Annotated in this window: 16 protein-coding genes and 1 pseudogene; 2 read left to right on the top strand and 15 right to left on the bottom strand. The window is 35.7% G+C overall.

Going from position 1 to position 18,034, the window contains the following annotated elements:
* Nucleotides 1–3: 3 nt before the first annotated feature.
* From lepB to udk, 10 genes and pseudogenes are all read right to left on the bottom strand, one after another.
* Nucleotides 4–1,605 (bottom strand): signal peptidase I, encoded by a 1,602-nt coding sequence (lepB, locus tag FORMA_RS00485; protein WP_069673818.1) that lies wholly within the window; start codon nucleotides 1,603–1,605, stop codon nucleotides 4–6.
* Between the two features lie 50 nt (nucleotides 1,606–1,655).
* Entirely contained in the window at nucleotides 1,656–2,360 is a 705-nt protein-coding gene (gene dapB, locus FORMA_RS00480) for a 4-hydroxy-tetrahydrodipicolinate reductase (protein WP_069673817.1), read from the bottom strand.
* Between the two features lie 3 nt (nucleotides 2,361–2,363).
* Entirely contained in the window at nucleotides 2,364–2,948 is a 585-nt protein-coding gene (locus FORMA_RS00475; RefSeq protein WP_069673816.1) for a DUF5683 domain-containing protein, read from the bottom strand.
* On the bottom strand, nucleotides 2,938–3,837 hold the full coding sequence (locus FORMA_RS00470) for a ParB/RepB/Spo0J family partition protein (protein WP_069673815.1): 900 nt from the start codon (nucleotides 3,835–3,837) through the stop codon (nucleotides 2,938–2,940). Before FORMA_RS00470 ends, FORMA_RS00475 begins: the two co-directional genes overlap by 11 nt.
* Nucleotides 3,821–4,603 carry a ParA family protein gene (locus tag FORMA_RS00465; protein WP_069673814.1) on the bottom strand — a complete coding sequence of 261 codons (783 nt, stop codon included), beginning with the start codon at nucleotides 4,601–4,603 and terminating at the stop codon, nucleotides 3,821–3,823. Before FORMA_RS00465 ends, FORMA_RS00470 begins: the two co-directional genes overlap by 17 nt.
* A gap of 428 nt (nucleotides 4,604–5,031) precedes the next feature.
* A pseudogene (locus FORMA_RS00460) lies at nucleotides 5,032–5,793 on the bottom strand (ParA family protein); the annotation flags it as partial.
* A 75-nt stretch (nucleotides 5,794–5,868) separates the two neighbouring features.
* Nucleotides 5,869–7,962 (bottom strand): methylmalonyl-CoA mutase, encoded by a 2,094-nt coding sequence (gene scpA, locus FORMA_RS00455; RefSeq protein WP_069673812.1) that lies wholly within the window; start codon nucleotides 7,960–7,962, stop codon nucleotides 5,869–5,871.
* Nucleotides 7,955–9,313, bottom strand: coding sequence for a methylmalonyl-CoA mutase subunit beta (locus FORMA_RS00450; protein ID WP_069673811.1), 1,359 nt, complete (start codon nucleotides 9,311–9,313; stop codon nucleotides 7,955–7,957). Before FORMA_RS00450 ends, scpA begins: the two co-directional genes overlap by 8 nt.
* Nucleotides 9,310–9,633: an FtsB family cell division protein gene (locus FORMA_RS00445; RefSeq protein ID WP_069673810.1), complete on the bottom strand. Its 324-nt coding sequence runs from the start codon at nucleotides 9,631–9,633 to the stop codon at nucleotides 9,310–9,312. Before FORMA_RS00445 ends, FORMA_RS00450 begins: the two co-directional genes overlap by 4 nt.
* The gene (gene udk, locus FORMA_RS00440) at nucleotides 9,630–10,238 is read right to left on the bottom strand and encodes a uridine kinase (protein ID WP_069673809.1); all 609 of its coding nucleotides are present in this window, start codon (nucleotides 10,236–10,238) and stop codon (nucleotides 9,630–9,632) included. Before udk ends, FORMA_RS00445 begins: the two co-directional genes overlap by 4 nt.
* Nucleotides 10,239–10,373: 135 nt before the next feature.
* Between udk and trxB the strand changes: the two genes are divergently transcribed.
* Entirely contained in the window at nucleotides 10,374–11,324 is a 951-nt protein-coding gene (gene trxB / locus FORMA_RS00435) for a thioredoxin-disulfide reductase (RefSeq protein WP_069673808.1), read from the top strand.
* 16 nt (nucleotides 11,325–11,340) lie between these two features.
* Here the strand turns inward: trxB and pheT are convergent, their stop codons facing one another.
* The 4 genes from pheT to FORMA_RS00415 form a co-directional block, all read right to left on the bottom strand.
* Nucleotides 11,341–13,767, bottom strand: a complete 2,427-nt coding sequence (gene pheT / locus FORMA_RS00430; RefSeq protein WP_069673807.1) for a phenylalanine--tRNA ligase subunit beta — start codon at nucleotides 13,765–13,767, stop codon at nucleotides 11,341–11,343.
* A gap of 100 nt (nucleotides 13,768–13,867) precedes the next feature.
* Nucleotides 13,868–14,722: an OmpA/MotB family protein gene (locus FORMA_RS00425; RefSeq protein WP_069673806.1), complete on the bottom strand. Its 855-nt coding sequence runs from the start codon at nucleotides 14,720–14,722 to the stop codon at nucleotides 13,868–13,870.
* A gap of 91 nt (nucleotides 14,723–14,813) precedes the next feature.
* Nucleotides 14,814–15,791: a glycosyltransferase family 2 protein gene (locus FORMA_RS00420; RefSeq protein ID WP_069673805.1), complete on the bottom strand. Its 978-nt coding sequence runs from the start codon at nucleotides 15,789–15,791 to the stop codon at nucleotides 14,814–14,816.
* On the bottom strand, nucleotides 15,788–16,249 hold the full coding sequence (locus tag FORMA_RS00415; protein ID WP_069673804.1) for a type I restriction enzyme HsdR N-terminal domain-containing protein: 462 nt from the start codon (nucleotides 16,247–16,249) through the stop codon (nucleotides 15,788–15,790). The genes FORMA_RS00420 and FORMA_RS00415 overlap by 4 nt, the downstream gene beginning before the upstream one ends.
* A gap of 27 nt (nucleotides 16,250–16,276) precedes the next feature.
* Between FORMA_RS00415 and holA the strand changes: the two genes are divergently transcribed.
* Complete coding sequence (holA, locus tag FORMA_RS00410) at nucleotides 16,277–17,278, top strand: DNA polymerase III subunit delta (RefSeq protein WP_069673803.1); 1,002 nt, start codon at nucleotides 16,277–16,279, stop codon at nucleotides 17,276–17,278.
* Nucleotides 17,279–17,290: 12 nt separating this feature from the next.
* Here the strand turns inward: holA and ppgK are convergent, their stop codons facing one another.
* Nucleotides 17,291–18,034, bottom strand: coding sequence for a polyphosphate--glucose phosphotransferase (gene ppgK, locus FORMA_RS00405; protein WP_069673802.1), 744 nt, complete (start codon nucleotides 18,032–18,034; stop codon nucleotides 17,291–17,293).

Genomic DNA, 18,034 nt, shown 5'->3' with positions numbered 1-18,034 from the left:
CTATTAGGCCGCTGTGTTTTTATAGTTCTTCCATTTTTTGTAGCCGTAGTTGATGAGTAAGAGTATAACAAAAGGAATTAGGTAGGATCTTCTTGGACCATCGGCATGCACCGTAGTAAAGACACGATCCCATCTTATTTTATTAAGTCCTTTGCCATGTGTATTCCAACTCATCCAAATAAATACTGGCTTACCCACCACATGATTTTCTGGAACAAATCCCCAACGACGTGCATCAAGTGAACCATTTCTGTTGTCCCCCATCATCCAGTAGTAATTTTGATTAAATGTATATGATGTAGCTTCTATTCCATTTATGTATACCACATTCCCTTTAGCGTAAATAGAGTTTCCTTCGTATTCTGAGATGAGGCGTTTGTATAAAGGCAAATTGGATGTGTTTACTTCAATGGTCGCTCCTTTTTTAGGAATGTAAATTGGCCCAAATTGATCCATATTCCAATTGAATTCAGGGTCGTGTGGGAACATGTCTCTATCGATTTCTTCTTTAGCTCTTATTTTTCGTTCTATGCTAGCTACACTTGGGTGCTTTTTTAATAATTCTATAGATTCCTTTGTTGCTGCTGAAACTTCAAAATCAGTACTGTTGTTGCCAAAACCATCAGTTATATCGTAATATGTTTTTAAGCGGTTATAGATAGATCTACTAAAGCGTTTTCCTTCCTTAATTTTGCCTTTGTATGAAAACTGCAAGCGCGCACGTCCAGGAAGCTCATTCTTTATTCCGTTTATGTAAACATAGCCATCAATAATTTGAAGTGTATCTCCAGAAATACCAACGCAGCGCTTAACTAGATTAGTTTTTTTATCTATGGGTTTGTAATAATTTCGATCAGGTGTAAAGTCGTTCATATCCAAAAGTGTGTCAGCGGGCTGATTGAATACTACAATTTCATTGCGTTTTATTTTTTCCCACCCTGGAATTCGCAGATAGGGGAGTTGAAACATATTTTTCCAGGACGTGTTTTTTTCCTCAATTTTGTCACTAAACAAATAAGATTTTTTTCCAGTTAAAGGAATTGTATCGTGTACCATCGGAAAACTAACAGTTGTCATTGGTATTCTCGGTCCGTAATGCATTTTACTCACTATAAGAAAATCACCAACTAAAAGCGATTTTTCTAGAGAAGAGGATGGTATTATAAAGGGTTGTAAAAAATAGATATGAACTGTGCTTGCTACTACAATAGCATAAAGAATAGAATTGACAAACTGGCCAGCAGTTGATTTTGGTTCAGGTTCTCTATCTTTTATATGATTTAGGTCTAAGAAATAATTTAGATAGTAGTTGTAAAAACCTAGGGAGAGCACAGCTAATACAGTGTCTTTTGTTGTGTTTTTGCCGAAGCTTCTTGCTGTTTCAACCCAAATCACAGGGAACATCACACAATTAATCACTGGTAAGAAAATAAAGAATATCCAGTACCATGGTCTGTTTAATATTTTGAAAAGGACGAGCGCATTGTAAACTGGTACATAGGCCTCCCAGGCTTTTCGTCCAGCTTTTTGGTATAACTTCCATGTCCCAAGCCCGTGTATTAGTTGCAGAATCAAAATAAAATTAAACCACTGTACTGATGTCATATTCTTTTAGTTTTAATATTTGTTGTAAGGCTTTAAAATTTGTTACAAACTTATTTAATATTTAACACGTCTTTCATTGAAAATATCCCTTTTTTACCTACTATCCATTCGGCTGCTACAACTGCACCCAATCCAAAACCATTTCTATTATGTGCTGTATGAATAATTTCTATTGAATCGATTTCAGAACCATAATTGATTTTGTGGGTGCCTGGAACATTTTCTATACGTTTGGCTTCAATTTCAATTTTATTAGGCTCATTTTTAGGGCTTAATGTCCATCCTTTGTAATTAGATACATCTGCGATGCCTTCAGCCAATGTAATGGCTGTTCCAGATGGAGCATCCTGTTTTTGAGTGTGGTGTGTTTCTTCAATTTGTACATTATAATCGTCAAATGGTGTGATTATTTTTGCTAAAACTTTGTTGAGTTCAAAAAATAAATTTACTCCTAAACTAAAATTAGAAGCGTATATAAATGCTCCATTTGTTTTTTTACATAGGGTTTTTATTTCTTCAAACTGATCCAGCCAGCCTGTTGTTCCGGAAATAACAGGGACTTTGTTGTTTAAGGCCATACTAATGTTTCCTACTGCAGCAGCAGGCACACTAAAGTCTATAGCAACGTCAGCTTTACTAATATCAAATGACTTGTCATTTTTGTCAATTTTCAATACCACATCGTGTCCTCTGTCAATTGCAATTTTTTCAATTACTTTTCCCATTTTACCATAGCCTAATAAAGCAATTTTCATAACTTAAAATTTAATATCTAAGGAAAGACCTATTTGAGTTGTATAATTTGGATTATTGAAATCCATAAAAGGTTTTAGGGCTAAATTTTCATCTAAATTATATTGCAGTAAATGTGCATCAACATTGGCTTCAATAATATTCAATACATAAAGGCCAACAGTTACCAACATAGAAAGTTCTTTATTTCTTTTAAGGGTGCGTTGTGCCCTTATAAGGGCTTCGTCCGACAAAAAAGGTGTATCCCCAGGGCCATAAAATTCATCATCTGTAAATCCAGCTAAGCGCCGTTTATACGCATTTCGGTATTGTTTGTATAATTTATTGTTGTCTAAATAGAAATACAATCCAGTTCCTATTGCTCCATATACAATAGGGATTTTCCAAAATTTTTTGTTATAGGCTTGGCCAAGACCAGGCAAAACAGCTGAGTAAAATGCTGCTTTAGCAGGCCGAAGTGGGTCTAATGCTCTAGATGTGTTTTTTTTGTTTTGACTGACAGTTTCATTTAGTTCGTCCTTGTTGCTCTGCGCTAGAGTTGCCAGGCAAATAAAAAGGCAAAATAATGTAGCATTAAATCTATTGATCACCCTTCAAAAGTTTTAAAATACGCTTATAATCTTCTTTGGAATGAAAAGGAATGCTTATGGTGCCATTATCCTTTTTCCCCATTTTTATATTAATTTTTTTACCAAAGAAATCAGATATTACAGCGATTCCGTTTTTGACAAAGCTTGGAGTATTTGGAGCGTTTTTATTTGGAAATGATTTGGGATTGTTTAGACTTTTAACGAGGTCTTCTGTGGCACGAACAGATAATTTTTTGGCGATAATTTGTTCGTAAATAGAAAGTTGGTCTGTTGATTTTAGAACGTTTATTATGGCACGACCATGGCCCATACTTATAAAGCCGTCCCGCATTCCTGTTTGAATAATAGGATCAAGTTTTAGCAAACGAAGGTAGTTGGCAATCGTTGATCGTTTTTTTCCAACTCTTTGGCTCATCTGATCTTGAGTTAGCTTTACTTCCTCCATGAGTCGTTGATAGCTCATAGCAATTTCGATAGGGTCAAGATCTTGTCTTTGGATATTTTCCACCAATGCCATTTCCAAAGCCTCTTGATCATTTGCTAGACGAATGTATGCAGGAATACTTGTTTTGTTTAATATTTTTGAAGCCCTAAAACGGCGTTCGCCTGAAAGTAGTTGGAATTTATTTTCATTTATTTTACGAACAGTAATCGGTTGAATAACCCCTAATTCTTGAATAGATGCTGCAAGTTCTTTTAGTTGCTCGTCATTAAATTTTGAACGCGGTTGGAAAGGGTTGACTTCAATTGAATTTAGTTCAATTTCTGTGATGGAGCCTACAGCAGTTTTAGCTACCTTTTGGTCAACTTTTGAAAAATCATTTGTAGATTCGTTCAAGAGTGCAGAAAGTCCGCGTCCCAGAGCTTGTTTTTTAATCGCCTTTGCCATTAGCTAATGTTTTACTGATGATTTCCTTGGCCAAACTTAAGTAATTTGAAGCACCTTTACTATTAACATCGTAATTAATTATACTTTCTCCAAAGCTTGGAGCTTCGCTCAGCCGCACATTTCGTTGTATAATAGTTTTGAACACCATATCATGAAAGTGATTTTGAACTTCTTCAACTACTTGGTTTGACAATCTTAGCCTAGAATCATACATAGTAAGCAAAAGGCCTTCAATGTCTAAATTAGCGTTGTGGATTCTTTGTACACTTTTTATGGTGTTGAGTAGTTTTCCCAAGCCTTCTAAAGCGAAGTACTCACATTGAATGGGTATAATAATTGAATCTGCTGCTGTCAGTGCGTTTAAGGTTAGCAATCCCAAAGATGGAGCACAATCGATTAGAATAAAATCGTATTGATCTTTTACAGAGTTGAGTGCGCTCTGGAGCATATATTCGCGTTTCTCAACTTGAACGAGTTCTATTTCTGAGGCTACAAGATCTATGTGGGCTGGTATGATGTCAACATTAGCTGCTGTAGTTTTTTGTATGGCCTCTGTTGCTGTACAATCGTGTTCTAATAATTGATAAGTCCCTTTTTCAACAGTTTCAACATTAATACCAAGTCCTGAGCTAGCATTGGCCTGAGGATCGGCATCGATGAGTAAAACTTTTTTTTCAAGAACTCCTAGGCAAGCTGCTAAGTTGACCGTTGTTGTAGTTTTTCCTACGCCGCCTTTTTGATTTGCAATTGCTATGATTTTACCCATGGAGTTTAGACCTTTTGTACCTTCAAAAATACAATTATTTACGTGGAATTAAAATCAATATTTATAAGGTTTTCAACAATTTTTATCTTTGAATTTTACCCACGTCTGAAGCGTCTTAGTTCTATCGAGTGAACTCGATTATTGATGAAAGTTAAGTATAGGAAATTCTTTCTAAAAACCGTAGCTCTTTCCGAAACGCGGTACATCCAGATATTTGAGTGTATGTCGTTGTAAACTAGTCCTAGACGTTTTATAACCTCTTCCTTGGTCAAATTTTTAAGTTTATTAAAGTTTTTCTTTTTTACGTCAAAAGGTTCAAAGTGTTTTAAATGGTTCTTACGTATTGACGTTTCAACAACATTAGTTTCTTTGTTGTCGTTCATGATTTGCTGGATTGTTTTTCCGAGTGTTTTTGTTGTGTTTTTCATCTTATTTCGGTTTGTAATTATTTCACGGGATAGATTTAGGTAATCTTCAGAACCAATACTTTCAATTTTATAGTCAAAAATGTTGGTTCCGAAGCTTGGAGCTTCACTCAAACTTACGTTTCTTTTGATGACAGTTTTGAAAACTAAATCATCAAAATACGCTTTGAGTTCGTTTATGATGTGTTGATTGTGTTTTAAGCGTTTATCGTACATAGTAATCAAAAAGCCTTCTATTTCGAGCTCTTTATTAAAATTTACTTTTATTTCTTTGATGGTTTTCAATAGTTTGTTTAGACCCTCCATCGCTAAATATTCGCATTGGATAGGAATTAAAATAGAATCTGCAGCAATAAATGAGTTAACCGATATATAACCAAGTGAAGGGGAACAGTCTATTATTAGGTAATCGTATTTGTTTTTTATTCCATCAAGCGCTTTTTTTAGCTTAAAGACATTTTTGTTTATGTTATTGATTTCCAAATCCGCCAAGTTCACTGAACTGGGGATTAGGTCTAGGTTTGGGCTATGTGTTTGCGTGATTTGTTGTAGTGCACTGCTCTTTTCGTCAAAAAGATGGACCAAGGATTTTTCACACGGAATTTTTGTTCCCAATCCTAAACTTGTATTAGCTTGTGGATCAGCGTCAATCAAGAGGACTTTATGGTTGAGAATACCTAAGGCAGAGGCCAGGTTAATAGCCGTGGTGGTTTTACCTACACCACCTTTCTGGTTTGCAATTGCAATTGTTTTTGATTTCAGCATAATCGATTTGGGGATCAACTTGCACTTTAAAATCTTGAGACGAAGAAATTGGTAGGTAAAGGCTTGTAAATATAGCTAATTAATCAATATTTCCAAAACAGCTATTGCAGCATCACTTATTTTTGTTCCAGGTCCAAATATTGCAACTGCGCCTGCATCGAAAAGTACTTGATAATCTTGTTTGGGAATAACGCCACCAACAATGACCATAATATCTTCACGGTTCATTTTTCTTAAATGATTTATTACTTTAGGGACCAGTGTCTTATGTCCTCCTGCTAATGTAGATATACCCAATATATGCACATCATTTTCTACTGCTTGTTTTGCTGCTTCTTCTGCTGTTTGGAACAAAGGACCTATATCAACATCGAAACCAAGATCTGCATAGCCAGTAGCAACAACTTTAGCACCTCTGTCGTGTCCGTCTTGCCCCATTTTAGCGATCATGATGCGCGGTCTCCTGCCTTCACTCTCTGCAAACTGATCAGCTAATAGCTTGGCTTTTTCAAAAGACTCATCATTTTTTAATTCTTTTTTATACACCCCTGAAATAGATTTAATTTTTGCTTGATACCGCCCAAATACTGTTTCAAGCGCTGTACTAATTTCGCCCAAAGTTGCTCGAACTCTTGCAGCTTCCACTGCTAAAGCTAATAAATTTTCTCCTTTATCCCTCGCTGCAGTACTAAGTTTATTCAACCATAGATCTACTTCCTCTTGATTTCGTTTGGCTTTAATCTGTTTTAAACGATTAATTTGCTGCTTTCTTACCAAGTCATTGTCGACTTCCAATATATGTAAGGGGTCCTCGTTTTCTAGTTTAAACTTATTGACCCCCACAATTATATTTTGCCCAGAGTCAATATGGGCTTGTTTTTTAGCGGCTTCTTCTTCAATTTTTAACTTTGGTATTCCAACTTCAATAGCTTTAGTCATTCCACCTTGTTGTTCAATATCTTGGATTATCTCCCAAGCTTTTTCAATGATTTGATGTGTCAATGACTCTACGTAATAACTGCCAGCCCAAGGATCAACAGTTTTGATGATTTGGGTCTCTTTTTGGAGGTACAATTGAGTGTTTCTCGCGATTCGTGCAGAAAAGTCTGTAGGTAATGCAATAGCTTCATCTAGTGCATTAGTATGTAAGCTTTGAGTTCCGCCAAACACTGCTGAAGTAGCTTCTATACATGTTCTTGCAACATTGTTAAAGGGATCTTGTTCTGTAAGACTCCAGCCACTTGTTTGACAATGGGTTCTCAAAGCCATAGACTTCGGGTTTTTAGGATTAAATTGTTTAACAATCTTAGCCCATAATACCCTAGCGGCACGCATTTTAGCAATTTCCATAAAATGATCCATTCCAATACCCCAAAAAAACGACAAACGCGGAGCGAATTTATCAATATCCAATCCGATTTCGAGCCCTTTTTTCAAATATTCTAAGCCATTAGCAAGCGTATATGCCAGTTCAATTTCTGGCGGTGCACCTGCTTCCTGCATATGGTAACCAGAGATACTGATGCTGTTGAATTTTGGCATGTTTTTGCTGCAGTATTCAAAAATCTCACCAATAATATGCATCGAAGGAGTTGGAGGGTATATGTAGGTGTTGCGAACCATAAATTCCTTGAGAATGTCATTTTGTATTGTGCCACTAAGCTCATCGAGATTTACTCCTTGTTCTTGTGCTGCTACAATGTAAAAAGCCATGATGGGTAAAACTGCACCATTCATTGTCATTGATACACTCATTTTGTCCAATGGAATTTGATCAAAAAGAATTTTCATATCTTCAACGGAGTCAATTGCCACTCCAGCTTTTCCAACATCTCCAATTACTCGTTCATGATCACTATCATAACCTCTATGCGTAGGTAGATCAAAGGCCACAGACAGACCTTTCTGGCCTGCTGCAAGGTTTTTTTTATAGAAGTTGTTGGAGTCCTCAGCTGTAGAAAACCCAGCATATTGACGTATGGTCCAAGGTCGTCTTACATACATTGTGGAATAGGGCCCTCTCAAGAACGGCGGGCTTCCTGCGCCAAAACCCAAATGTTTTGTGTGATCTAAATCTTCCTTTGAATAAATATTTGTATTTGCTCTGTTACTGTTCTTGACATTCAGATTGGAGGAGAGTTTTATATGTTGTATATTTTTTCTACTCATTACCCAAACGCTTTTTCTCTATGGATTCTGCAATTCTTTTAGCAATGATAGGCTCAATCAATGTTTTGCGCGGTTGATGTTTAACAAAGGGATAAAGTTCAAGTTGTGCTTTTATTTTTTCATCGATGTTTTGTTGAATATGTATGCCTACCAGCTCTTGATTATTGTTGTCAAAACTATCTTGTTCTTTTTTAGCATATTCCTTTATTTTTTTTTGTATTGTCCCATCAATTAATTGCTTCAGAAACCCGCCTTGTTTTTCTATGTCTTTAAAGAGTGCTAAGGCCTTTTCTGCGAACTGATTAGTAAGTTCTTCAATGTAATAAGCACCCATCGTTGGGTTGGTTACAGCACTAAATTTACTCTCGTGCTTTAAAATCAGTAGTTGATTTCTGGAGATGCGTCTGCCAAATTCATTGTCTTTGTGGTAAAGTACATCATAGGGTAAATTTATGATGGTATCACTACTACCCAATGCTGCGCTCATGATTTCGGTCGTTGTACGCAACATATTCATATTGTATTCATAAATTGTCTTGTTGCGTTTACTCGGTTCAGCGATAATATGACATCTAGCGCTCAAATCGTAGTCTTTGATTAAGCTATCCCATAACCATCTCAAGGCTTGAAGCTTCGCAATTTCAAAGAAATAATTTCCCCCAACAGCAACTTTAAATACTACTTGATCAGGCATAACATCTTTATACTCAAGAATATACTCATGTGCATGTGCAAGTCCATATGCGAGTTGTTGTACCATTGACGCACCTGCATTTTGATATAGTGCTATATCAACAGAAAACACAGAGTTCACTCCTTCAGTCGCATTGCATAATCCTAATGTATCACTGAAGTCTTTAAGCTTATTTTTATACCAATTTCCGCTTTTACATAAGTGTCCGATAGAGTCGTTTACAAGAAAAATAGTTGAATGAGATTTAAATAATTTAGTGTCAATTTTTGTTAAAAAATCTGCAGTAGAAAAATTTAATTCTAGATAAATTCTTACTGTAAAATCAACGATACCATTGAGGAGCTCATCAATGCAAATAGATGCTTTTGGAAGTATAAAATAAATACTTTCAGTTCCTTTACTTAAGCACTTTAGAGCTTTTTTATTTGCTGATTTTGTGTTTTGAACATAGATGTATTCTCCAATTTTCCATCCGTCTGATTGATGAGGTATCGCTAGGGGCTGTTCGCTTGAATCTGCGTGGTAAAATGGCTTGACATCAATGCCTTCTAGTGAATTCCAAACGAGATTGGTATTGAAATCCGCACCGTCAAGCTCATATTGAATACGCTGTTTCCATGCTTTTGAAGATTGGCTTTCAAACTCGTCAAATTTCATTCAGATTGTTTTAATGTGTCTCTGGCAATGATATAAATGTCTTCATTTTCCTTTTTCATATTGTAATTTTCACGGGCATATTTTTCAATACCCTGAGGAGTTTGAAGTTTTTTTATTTCCTTGGTGTCGGATTTAATTTCACGCTTATAAAATTCTTTTTTGGTATTTAAAGCCTCAATTTCTTTGTTTAATTCTCTATGAATTAGCCAAGAATTAGCATCAAAAAAAAGCATCCAGACTATAAAAATAACAGTAACTACTAAAAATATATTTCGGAAGGGTTTAAGCGTATTCTTAAGTAATTTTAAAGTTGATTTCATTTGGATAATGTTTTTATTTTATCAATGAGCTCAGAGAGGTTTAGTGGAGTATTTTGATGATTTTCTAAAGTTATATCAGCATGCACTTTCATGGGTTCGATAAACTGTTTATGCATAGGCTTTAGGGTATTTAGGTATCGATTTAGAACTTCTTCTGGTGTTCTTCCACGTTCAGAAATATCTCTACTTACTCGCCTTTCCATACGCATATCACTGTCTGCATCTATATAAATTTTCAGATCAAATAAACTTCTAAGTTTTGGGTAATTCAATATCAGAATGCCTTCAATAATCAATATTTTTTTTGGCACAACAGTTACAGTCTCTTTTGTTCGGTTATGTGTTTCAAAAGAATAAACCGGTTGTTCTATGTTGTCCCCATTTTTGAGTGAGTTTACATGTTGATAAAGCAATGGGAAATCTATTGCATCAGGATGGTCAAAATTAAGGGCACAACGTTCCTCGAAAGTAAGGTGTGAGGTGTCTTTATAATAGGAATCTTGAGATATCACCTGAATTTCGTTTGTTGGGAACTCAGAAATAATTTTTGATACAATGGTAGTTTTTCCACTTCCAGTACCCCCATAAACTCCAATAGTAATCATAATAATCCAATTTGCTATTTGAACAAAGTTAAGATTTTTTACTTCATCACAATTAATAAGTTTGTGAATTCTGTTGATAACTTAAGGTTTTATTTATGGATAAAACATCTATTTTTGTACTCTAAATTTTGAACCATGTCTGAAACTATAGAATCTCTAAAATGTTTAATTATTGGCTCTGGACCTGCGGGTTATACAGCTGCCATTTATGCCGCTCGCGCCAATATGAATCCGGTATTGTATCAAGGGACTCAGCCAGGAGGACAATTAACCACTACAAACGAAGTCGAAAATTTTCCAGGTTATCCTGAGGGAGTTACAGGCCCTGAAATGATGCTTGAATTGAAGGCTCAAGCCGAACGTTTTGGCTCTGACGTGCGTGATGGTTGGATCACAAAAGTTGATTTTTCTGGTGATATTCACAAAGTCTGGGTTAATGGTACTAAAGAGATCCATTGTGAAACAGTTATTATATCAACAGGTGCCTCTGCAAAATATTTAGGCCTTGAGTCTGAGCAGAAATACTTAAAGCTTGGTGGAGGGGTTTCGGCCTGTGCGGTTTGTGATGGTTTCTTTTATCGAAACCAAGAAGTTGTTATTGTTGGTGCAGGTGATTCTGCTTGCGAAGAAGCTCATTATTTATCCAAGTTATGTTCAAAAGTTACAATGTTGGTTCGTCGCGATGTATTTAGAGCTTCAAAAATTATGGCTAACCGGGTGATCAACACAGAAAATATAGATATAATGTTCAATACTGAAACTGTAGAAGTCATTGGAGATGGTCAATTGGTGACAGGAGTAAAAGTGCGTAACAATAAAACCGGATCAGAAGTGGATATTGAAGCAACTGGGTTTTTTGTAGCTATAGGTCACAAGCCAAATACTGATATTTTTAAAGATTTCTTAAAACTTGATGAAACAGGATACATTATAAATGAGCCCGGCACTTCGAAAACAAATATTCCTGGCGTTTTTGTAAGCGGCGATGCAGCAGATCATGTATACAGACAGGCGGTTACAGCTGCCGGAACAGGCTGTATGGCTGCTTTAGATGCAGAGCGTTACTTAGCTGCCAAAGAGGTTTAATTAAAATAATTGTATTCTAACGCAAAACGGCTCCAATTTCACTTTCAAACTTTTTAAGAAGTTTACTCATGAGCTTGTCAATTTGTTTATCTGTAAGCGTTTTAGAGTCGTCTTTTAGCATAAAACTTACAGCATAGCTTTTCTTCCCTTCTGGAAGATTCTTTCCTTTATAAACATCAAATAAGTTTATATCTGTAAGGATTTTACTATCCGTTTTTTTTGCAATTTGATAAATCGTATCAAAAGTAATATCCTCGTTGATGAGTAAAGCAAAATCGCGACGTACTTCTGGAAATTTAGAAATAGGTTTAAACTTTACTTTGTTTGATTTAATACAACTGAAAACCAAATCCCAATTGAAATCTGCAAAAAGTACTTGCTGTTCAATTCCGAAGGCTTTACATATACTTTGCTTTACGATCCCAAACTCAACGGCATTAGTCTTACCAATTGCCAATGCTAAACTTTCTTCAAATACGTCATTTTTTGTCGGTTTTGCTTTCAAATTTTTGAGGCCTATTTTTTCAAAAATTGAGGATATTATTCCCTTAAGGTAAAAGAAATCAATACTTGAAGGAGAAGTGGTCCAGCTTTCTGTAGTTTTGCTACCAGACATAAAAAGCCCCAAATGCTTAAACTCCTCGCGTTTGTCATCAAATCGATGATATGTTTTAGCGAATTCAAACATCTTGAGGTTTGCCTGTTGACGGTTCAAATTAAACGCCAAGGCTTCAAGTCCTGAAAACAACACAGATCTACGCAGCAAGGATAAATCATTGCTCAGCGGGTTTAAAATCTTTACATAATTATCCTCAGCCAATTCGGAACTTAATCCAATATGTTTTTCAGCAGTAAGAGAATTAGTCATGATTTCATAAAATCCTAGACTAACTAAATGATCTGCAATTTTGTTTTCTACAAGATGTTGTTCTTTTTTTGTAGAATTTGAAATGGAAGCATTTAGTTTATTTGTAAATTCAATAGTATTGTAACCATAAACACGCAGGATTTCTTCAATTACATCAATTTCCCTTTGTACATCATTTCTGTAGGCAGGAATAGTTAGTCCTAATCCAGCTTCTGTTACGCTATTGACTTTTATTTCTAAGGAAGTTAAAATCTGTTTAATGGTCTCCTTAGGGATTTCCTGACCAATGATATTGGTGATGTTTTTATAACTTAAAAGTACTTGAGTATCTTCAATTTTGCTGGGATATTCATCCCTAATATCACTAGATATTTCACCGCCAGCAATTTCAGTAATAAGAAGTGCGGCATACTTTAGCGCATATTTTGTAATGTTAGGATCTATGCCGCGTTCAAATCGAAATGAGGCATCTGTGCTTAATCCATGTCTTTTGGCAGTTTTTCGAATACTTACAGGATCAAAGTATGCAGATTCTAGAAAAATGTTTGTAGTTGTCGTACTAATACCAGAGTTTAAACCACCAAAGACTCCAGCAATACACATGGGTTGTTTTGAATTACAAATCACTAAATCATCTTGGTGTAGTTTACGTTCTACATTATCCAAAGTAGTAAATTTTTCATTTTTGTGTGCCGTTCGGACTATCACCTTTTTGTCAGTAATTTTATCCGCATCAAAAGCATGTAGCGGTTGTCCTAAGCCATGTAATACAAAGTTAGTGATATCTACAATGTTATTGATTGGCACTAAACCAATAGCTTTTAGCTTATTTTGAAGCCAGGTAGGGGAGTTGTCTACTTTCACTCCAGAAATTGTCACGCCACAGTAGCGAGGAGCTTTAATTTTATCTTTGACATCAATATCTATTTTAAGTGTACGGCTATTGACGTGAAATCCAGAAACTGACGGGCTCATTAGTTCTGGATTGAGGCCATTTTGAATAAGGCCAGCGCGTAAATCTCTTGCTGTTCCAAAATGACTCATTGCATCGGCTCTGTTGGGAGTTAATCCAATTTCAAAAACAATGTCGTCTTCTACTTCAAAATAATCTGACAATGCTGTTCCTACTTTTAAATCATTGTCTAATACGAGTATACCTTCATGGCCTGTCCCGAGTCCAAGTTCATCCTCTGCACAGAGCATTCCATGACTTTCTTCTCCTCTTATTTTCCCTTTTTTGATTTTCCATAGCTCACCTTCAGCAGTGTACAAAGTTGCTCCTATTGTAGCAACAGCAACTTTTTGTCCTTTAGCTACATTTGGAGCGCCACAAACAATTTTCAGAGGTTCATTGTCACCAACGTTTACGCTAGTTAGTTTTAATCGATCTGCATTGGGGTGTTGTGTGCAATCCAAAACTTCTCCAACAACAATCCCCTCTAAGCCTCCTTTTACCGATTGGAACACTTCAGTACCCTCAACTTCGAGACCTAAGTCGGTGAGTAATTCAGATGTTTTTTCGGGCGACCATTCTGTATTAACATATTGCTTGATCCAGTTGTAAGAAATTTTCATAAACTTGTTTTATTCATTGCAAAGATAAATCAATCGAATTAGCTTTCAAATAAAAAGCCCATCCAAAAGGCGGGCTTTTTTTGTGGTTTTATTGGATATATTATTGTCCTGAAAGTTGTTTCATTTCTTTTTCAATCATATCATAAAATTGGTCTATTTTTGGCATAACAACTACGCGAGTACGTCTATTTTTTGCTCTGTTTTCAGCTGTTTCATTATCCACTAGTGGAACGAAGCTACTCCTTCCAGCGGCGATAAGTTGAGCTGAGTTAACGCCTAGTTTTTCAAGTTCACGAATTATTGAAGTTGAACGTTTAACACTCAAATCCCAGTTGTCTAATAGCACACCATCGCTGAACGTTCTGCTGTCGGTGTGTCCCTCAATCATCGCTTCAAAATCAGGTTTATCGGAAATAACTTTTGCAACTTTACCTAAAACTGTTTTTGCTTTTTCGGTGACAACATAGCTACCGCTTTTAAATAAGAGCTTATCGGAAATAGAAATAAAGACAACGCCTTTCTCGACATTAATCTCAATATCTGGATCATCTATACCAACTGATTTTTTTAGGCTAGAGATTAAGGCTAATGTTACGCTATCTTTTTTACTTACAGCGTCTTGTAAACGACTAATTTTCAGGTCTCTTTCTTTAAGGCTTTCAAGAGTTTTTTCAAGATTCTCAGCTCCTTTAGTGGTCAATACAGTCATGTCTTTTGTGCTGCTAAAAAGGGCGTCATTTGTTTTCCTAAGATCCTTTAGTTGCTCTCTTAGCGCAGATAAACTAGCATCAGCTGCTGCCTTGTCAGAAAGACAAACATTTAGTTTAAGAGCGGTAGTATTGAGTAAATCTTTAGTTTGTTTTAGCTCTTCTTGTGCTGCCAAAAGTTCTTTATTAGGTCCACAGGAGGATAAAATCAGGGCGGACATTAGTCCCAGAGTACATAGCTTTTTCATCTTGAAATATATTAAAAGTTCTTTTACAAATTTAAAAAAAATAACGTTCTAAATTATATAGAATTTAAATTAATTAACGATTTGTGTAGCTTTAAAATATTTTTCTTTTTCTGACAAAATAACGCCAAACAATTGAGGAATGGCTATCATATGAGCTGCGTTGTTGCTTATTTCTAAATTTTAAAAGATCTGGAATTGAAGTGTAAAAACTTACATGGGCCTTAATGATGGCTAGTGTGTGTGTAATTTTTCCAGAAAGTAAAAAATAAATACCAGCAAAACCATCTAGTATCAAACGCAACAAAATAGTAGTGAATAGGGGACGATTTGAATTTTTTGTTAGGGCGAAAAGACTGTTCCTAAAGTTGTAAAATGTTTTCTTGGGATTGTTTTTTGATAAACTAGCACCCCCTAAATGAAAAACCGTTGAACATCCTATGTATTTTACATTTTGTTTTAAGTTATGTGCACGCCAACACAAATCTATCTCTTCCATGTGGGCGAAAAAGGTCTCATCAAATCCGTCAAGATCTACAAAAATATTTTTTCGGATAAAAAAACAAGCGCCTGAAGCCCAAAATATAGGACATTCGTCGTTGTATTGTCCATGATCAGCTTCGATGGTATCAAAAATCCGACCGCGACAATAAGGGTATCCAAGTTGGTCAATAAAACCTCCGGCTGCTCCAGCATATTCGAAGAGATCTGGATTTTTTTGATCTAGTATCTTCGGTTGTGCAATAGCAATAGTCCTGTCTTTTTTGAAAGATTTTATAATTGGTTTAAGCCAATTTTCACTTACCCTAACATCTGAGTTTAGGAAACACAATAATTCAGCATCAATTTGTTGTACAGCTCTATTGTAACCACCAGCGTAGCCATAATTCTTGCTTAGCTCAATCGCATTGACGTTGGGAAAGTTCTGTTGAAGAAATTTAACTGAGTCGTCTTTTGAGGCATTGTCAACTACATATATATCGTGGCCTTTGCTGAATTCAATCACAGAGGGTAAAAACTCGTTTAAAAGTTTTTTTCCATTCCAATTTAGTATGATAATCGCTAATTTCAAATACGTTTGTGTTGTTGTGAATATTCAGGAAGAGATTCTAAAAAACGATATGTTTTGGATGGTTTATGCATCGTACAATAATAATGATTTACCCCATTAGTGATCATCATGTAGGTGGTGTTCAAGCTAATATTGTATTGCGCAATTTGATCAAAGGCCTCTTGATTGATTTCAATATTAGGCGCTTTGCATTCAACAATACAGTGCACGCTGCCGTCCTTATTGTAAACAACAATATCGTAACGCTTCTTTTGCCCGTGAACAAGTAGTTGTTTTTCAATGCTAACAAGTGAAATGGGGTACTTTTTTTCTTTCAAAATAAAGTGCAAACAATGTTGGCGAACCCATTCTTCAGGTTGTAGCACTACAAATTTTTTACGCACTTCATCAAAGATTTGCATATTATTTTCGCTATTTTTGAACCTAAATTTGTAAGATGGAAAATTGAGTTTTTTCACAATACAAATTTGCTAAATTTTTTCTAAATGCATACCGTTCAATCAATTTTAAATGAAATAAAAGCCGGGGATATTCGTCCGCTGTATTTTTTAATGGGTGAGGAAGCATTTTTTATTGATCAAATTTCAACATTTATTGAAACTTCTGTATTGGATGAGACACAACGTGGTTTTGATCAGACGACAATCTATGGTAAAGATACTTCAATAGACGCTATTGTATCTAGTGCAAAGCGTTTCCCTATGCTGGCTGAGCGTCAAGTGATTGTTGTTAAAGAGGCTCAAAATTTAAGCAGAACCATAGAGGATTTACTGCCTTATGTTAAAAACCCTCAACACACAACTACTTTGGTTATTTGCTACAAGTATAAATCGATTGATAAAAGAAAAGCTTTGTACAAGGCATTATCTAAAGCACATGTTGTTTTTGAAAGTAAAAAAATATATGACAGTAAAATTCCTTCTTGGATAAGTGGAGAATTGCAGAAAATGAATCTTAAGATTACGCCAAAGGCCAGCTATTTGCTAAGTGAGTTTCTAGGAAATGATTTAGCTAAAATTTCAAATGAATTATCCAAGCTTCAATTGGTCATGGGCGATAATGATTTAATTACGCCAGAGCTTATTCAAATCAATATTGGAATTTCTAAAGACTTTAATAATTTTGAATTGCAAAAAGCCATAGCGCAACTCGACCAAAAGAAAGCCTACCAAATTGTACGCTATTTTTCAGAAAATCCAAATCAGCACCCTATGGTCCTTACGGTGGCTACTTTATACAGCTTTTTTTCAAAATTAATGATTCTTCACACTGTAAATGACCGCAATCCTAAAGTGCTTTCTAGGGCTATTGGAGTGAACCCTTATTTTTTAAATGATTACACAGCTGCTGCTAAAAACTTCCCTATGCGCCGCATCAGTAGCGTTTTTCAGACCTTACGCACCATAGATGTCAAAAGCAAAGGGGTTGGTGCGAATCTAAAACCATTAGATTTGTACCAAGAACTTATTTTTCGAATTTTAAGTTAATTCTTTCTGAATTCAGAGGCTGCTCCTTTTGGCAAAGAGTGCAGCGCCCACAATACCAGCATTATTTTTTAGTTCTGCAGATTTAAAAGGGGTTTCAATGTCAATATAGCGTTTGAAATGATCTATTTTTTTACTAACACCACCTCCTATGATTATTAAATCTGGATTAAAGCTTTTTTCAATATGTGATAGGAAAAAATTCAGACGTTTACCCCATTTTTTAAAATCCCAATCGTTGCGTTTTCGAGCGGCATCTGAAGCAAATAGTTCCATTATATCCCCTTTTTTACCGTAAAGCCTCCCCAATTCAAAATTTGATAGTAACTCTCCATTAAAAAATACTCCAGATCCAATACCAGTTCCAAGCGTTATGGTGATCACTAACCCTTTTTCTGCTTTCCCTACGCCAAATTCCATAACTCCCATAGCGGCAGCATCGGCATCATTCACCACAAAAAAAGGATTATTGGAGTGTTGTTCAAACAATTTATCCACTTGTGTCCCTTTCCAAGATTTATCTAAATTTCCGAAATGCATCGCTCGACCTTTCTTTATGATCGTCGGAAACGAAACCCCAACAATATTGCTCCATTGAAGTTGTTGACAGATGGTTTTTATAACTTCGGAAATAGCTTCAGGTGTGGCAGGTTTTGGTGTGGGTATACGAATACGATCACTAATTAATTCTCCTTTTTTTGTGTCTACAATAGCGCCTTTTATCCCAGACCCACCAATATCTATTCCTAATATATTCAT

It is taken from the genome of Formosa sp. Hel3_A1_48, from assembly GCF_001735715.1.
In the GTDB taxonomy this organism is placed as follows: domain Bacteria; phylum Bacteroidota; class Bacteroidia; order Flavobacteriales; family Flavobacteriaceae; genus UBA3537.
The sequence above is the reverse complement of the archived record's forward strand: the minus strand, read 5'-3'. Positions and strand labels throughout refer to the sequence as shown.

Coding starts and splice junctions, on each gene's coding strand:
- lepB (WP_069673818.1), bottom strand. CDS start 1,605: ATGACATCAGTACAGTGGTTTAATTTTATTTTGATTCTGCAACTAATA.
- dapB (WP_069673817.1), bottom strand. CDS start 2,360: ATGAAAATTGCTTTATTAGGCTATGGTAAAATGGGAAAAGTAATTGAA.
- FORMA_RS00470 (WP_069673815.1), bottom strand. CDS start 3,837: ATGGCAAAGGCGATTAAAAAACAAGCTCTGGGACGCGGACTTTCTGCA.
- FORMA_RS00465 (WP_069673814.1), bottom strand. CDS start 4,603: ATGGGTAAAATCATAGCAATTGCAAATCAAAAAGGCGGCGTAGGAAAA.
- scpA (WP_069673812.1), bottom strand. CDS start 7,962: ATGAGTAGAAAAAATATACAACATATAAAACTCTCCTCCAATCTGAAT.
- FORMA_RS00450 (WP_069673811.1), bottom strand. CDS start 9,313: ATGAAATTTGACGAGTTTGAAAGCCAATCTTCAAAAGCATGGAAACAG.
- FORMA_RS00445 (WP_069673810.1), bottom strand. CDS start 9,633: ATGAAATCAACTTTAAAATTACTTAAGAATACGCTTAAACCCTTCCGA.
- udk (WP_069673809.1), bottom strand. CDS start 10,238: ATGATTACTATTGGAGTTTATGGGGGTACTGGAAGTGGAAAAACTACC.
- trxB (WP_069673808.1), top strand. CDS start 10,374: ATGTCTGAAACTATAGAATCTCTAAAATGTTTAATTATTGGCTCTGGA.
- pheT (WP_069673807.1), bottom strand. CDS start 13,767: ATGAAAATTTCTTACAACTGGATCAAGCAATATGTTAATACAGAATGG.
- FORMA_RS00425 (WP_069673806.1), bottom strand. CDS start 14,722: ATGAAAAAGCTATGTACTCTGGGACTAATGTCCGCCCTGATTTTATCC.
- holA (WP_069673803.1), top strand. CDS start 16,277: ATGCATACCGTTCAATCAATTTTAAATGAAATAAAAGCCGGGGATATT.
- ppgK (WP_069673802.1), bottom strand. CDS start 18,034: ATGAATATATTAGGAATAGATATTGGTGGGTCTGGGATAAAAGGCGCT.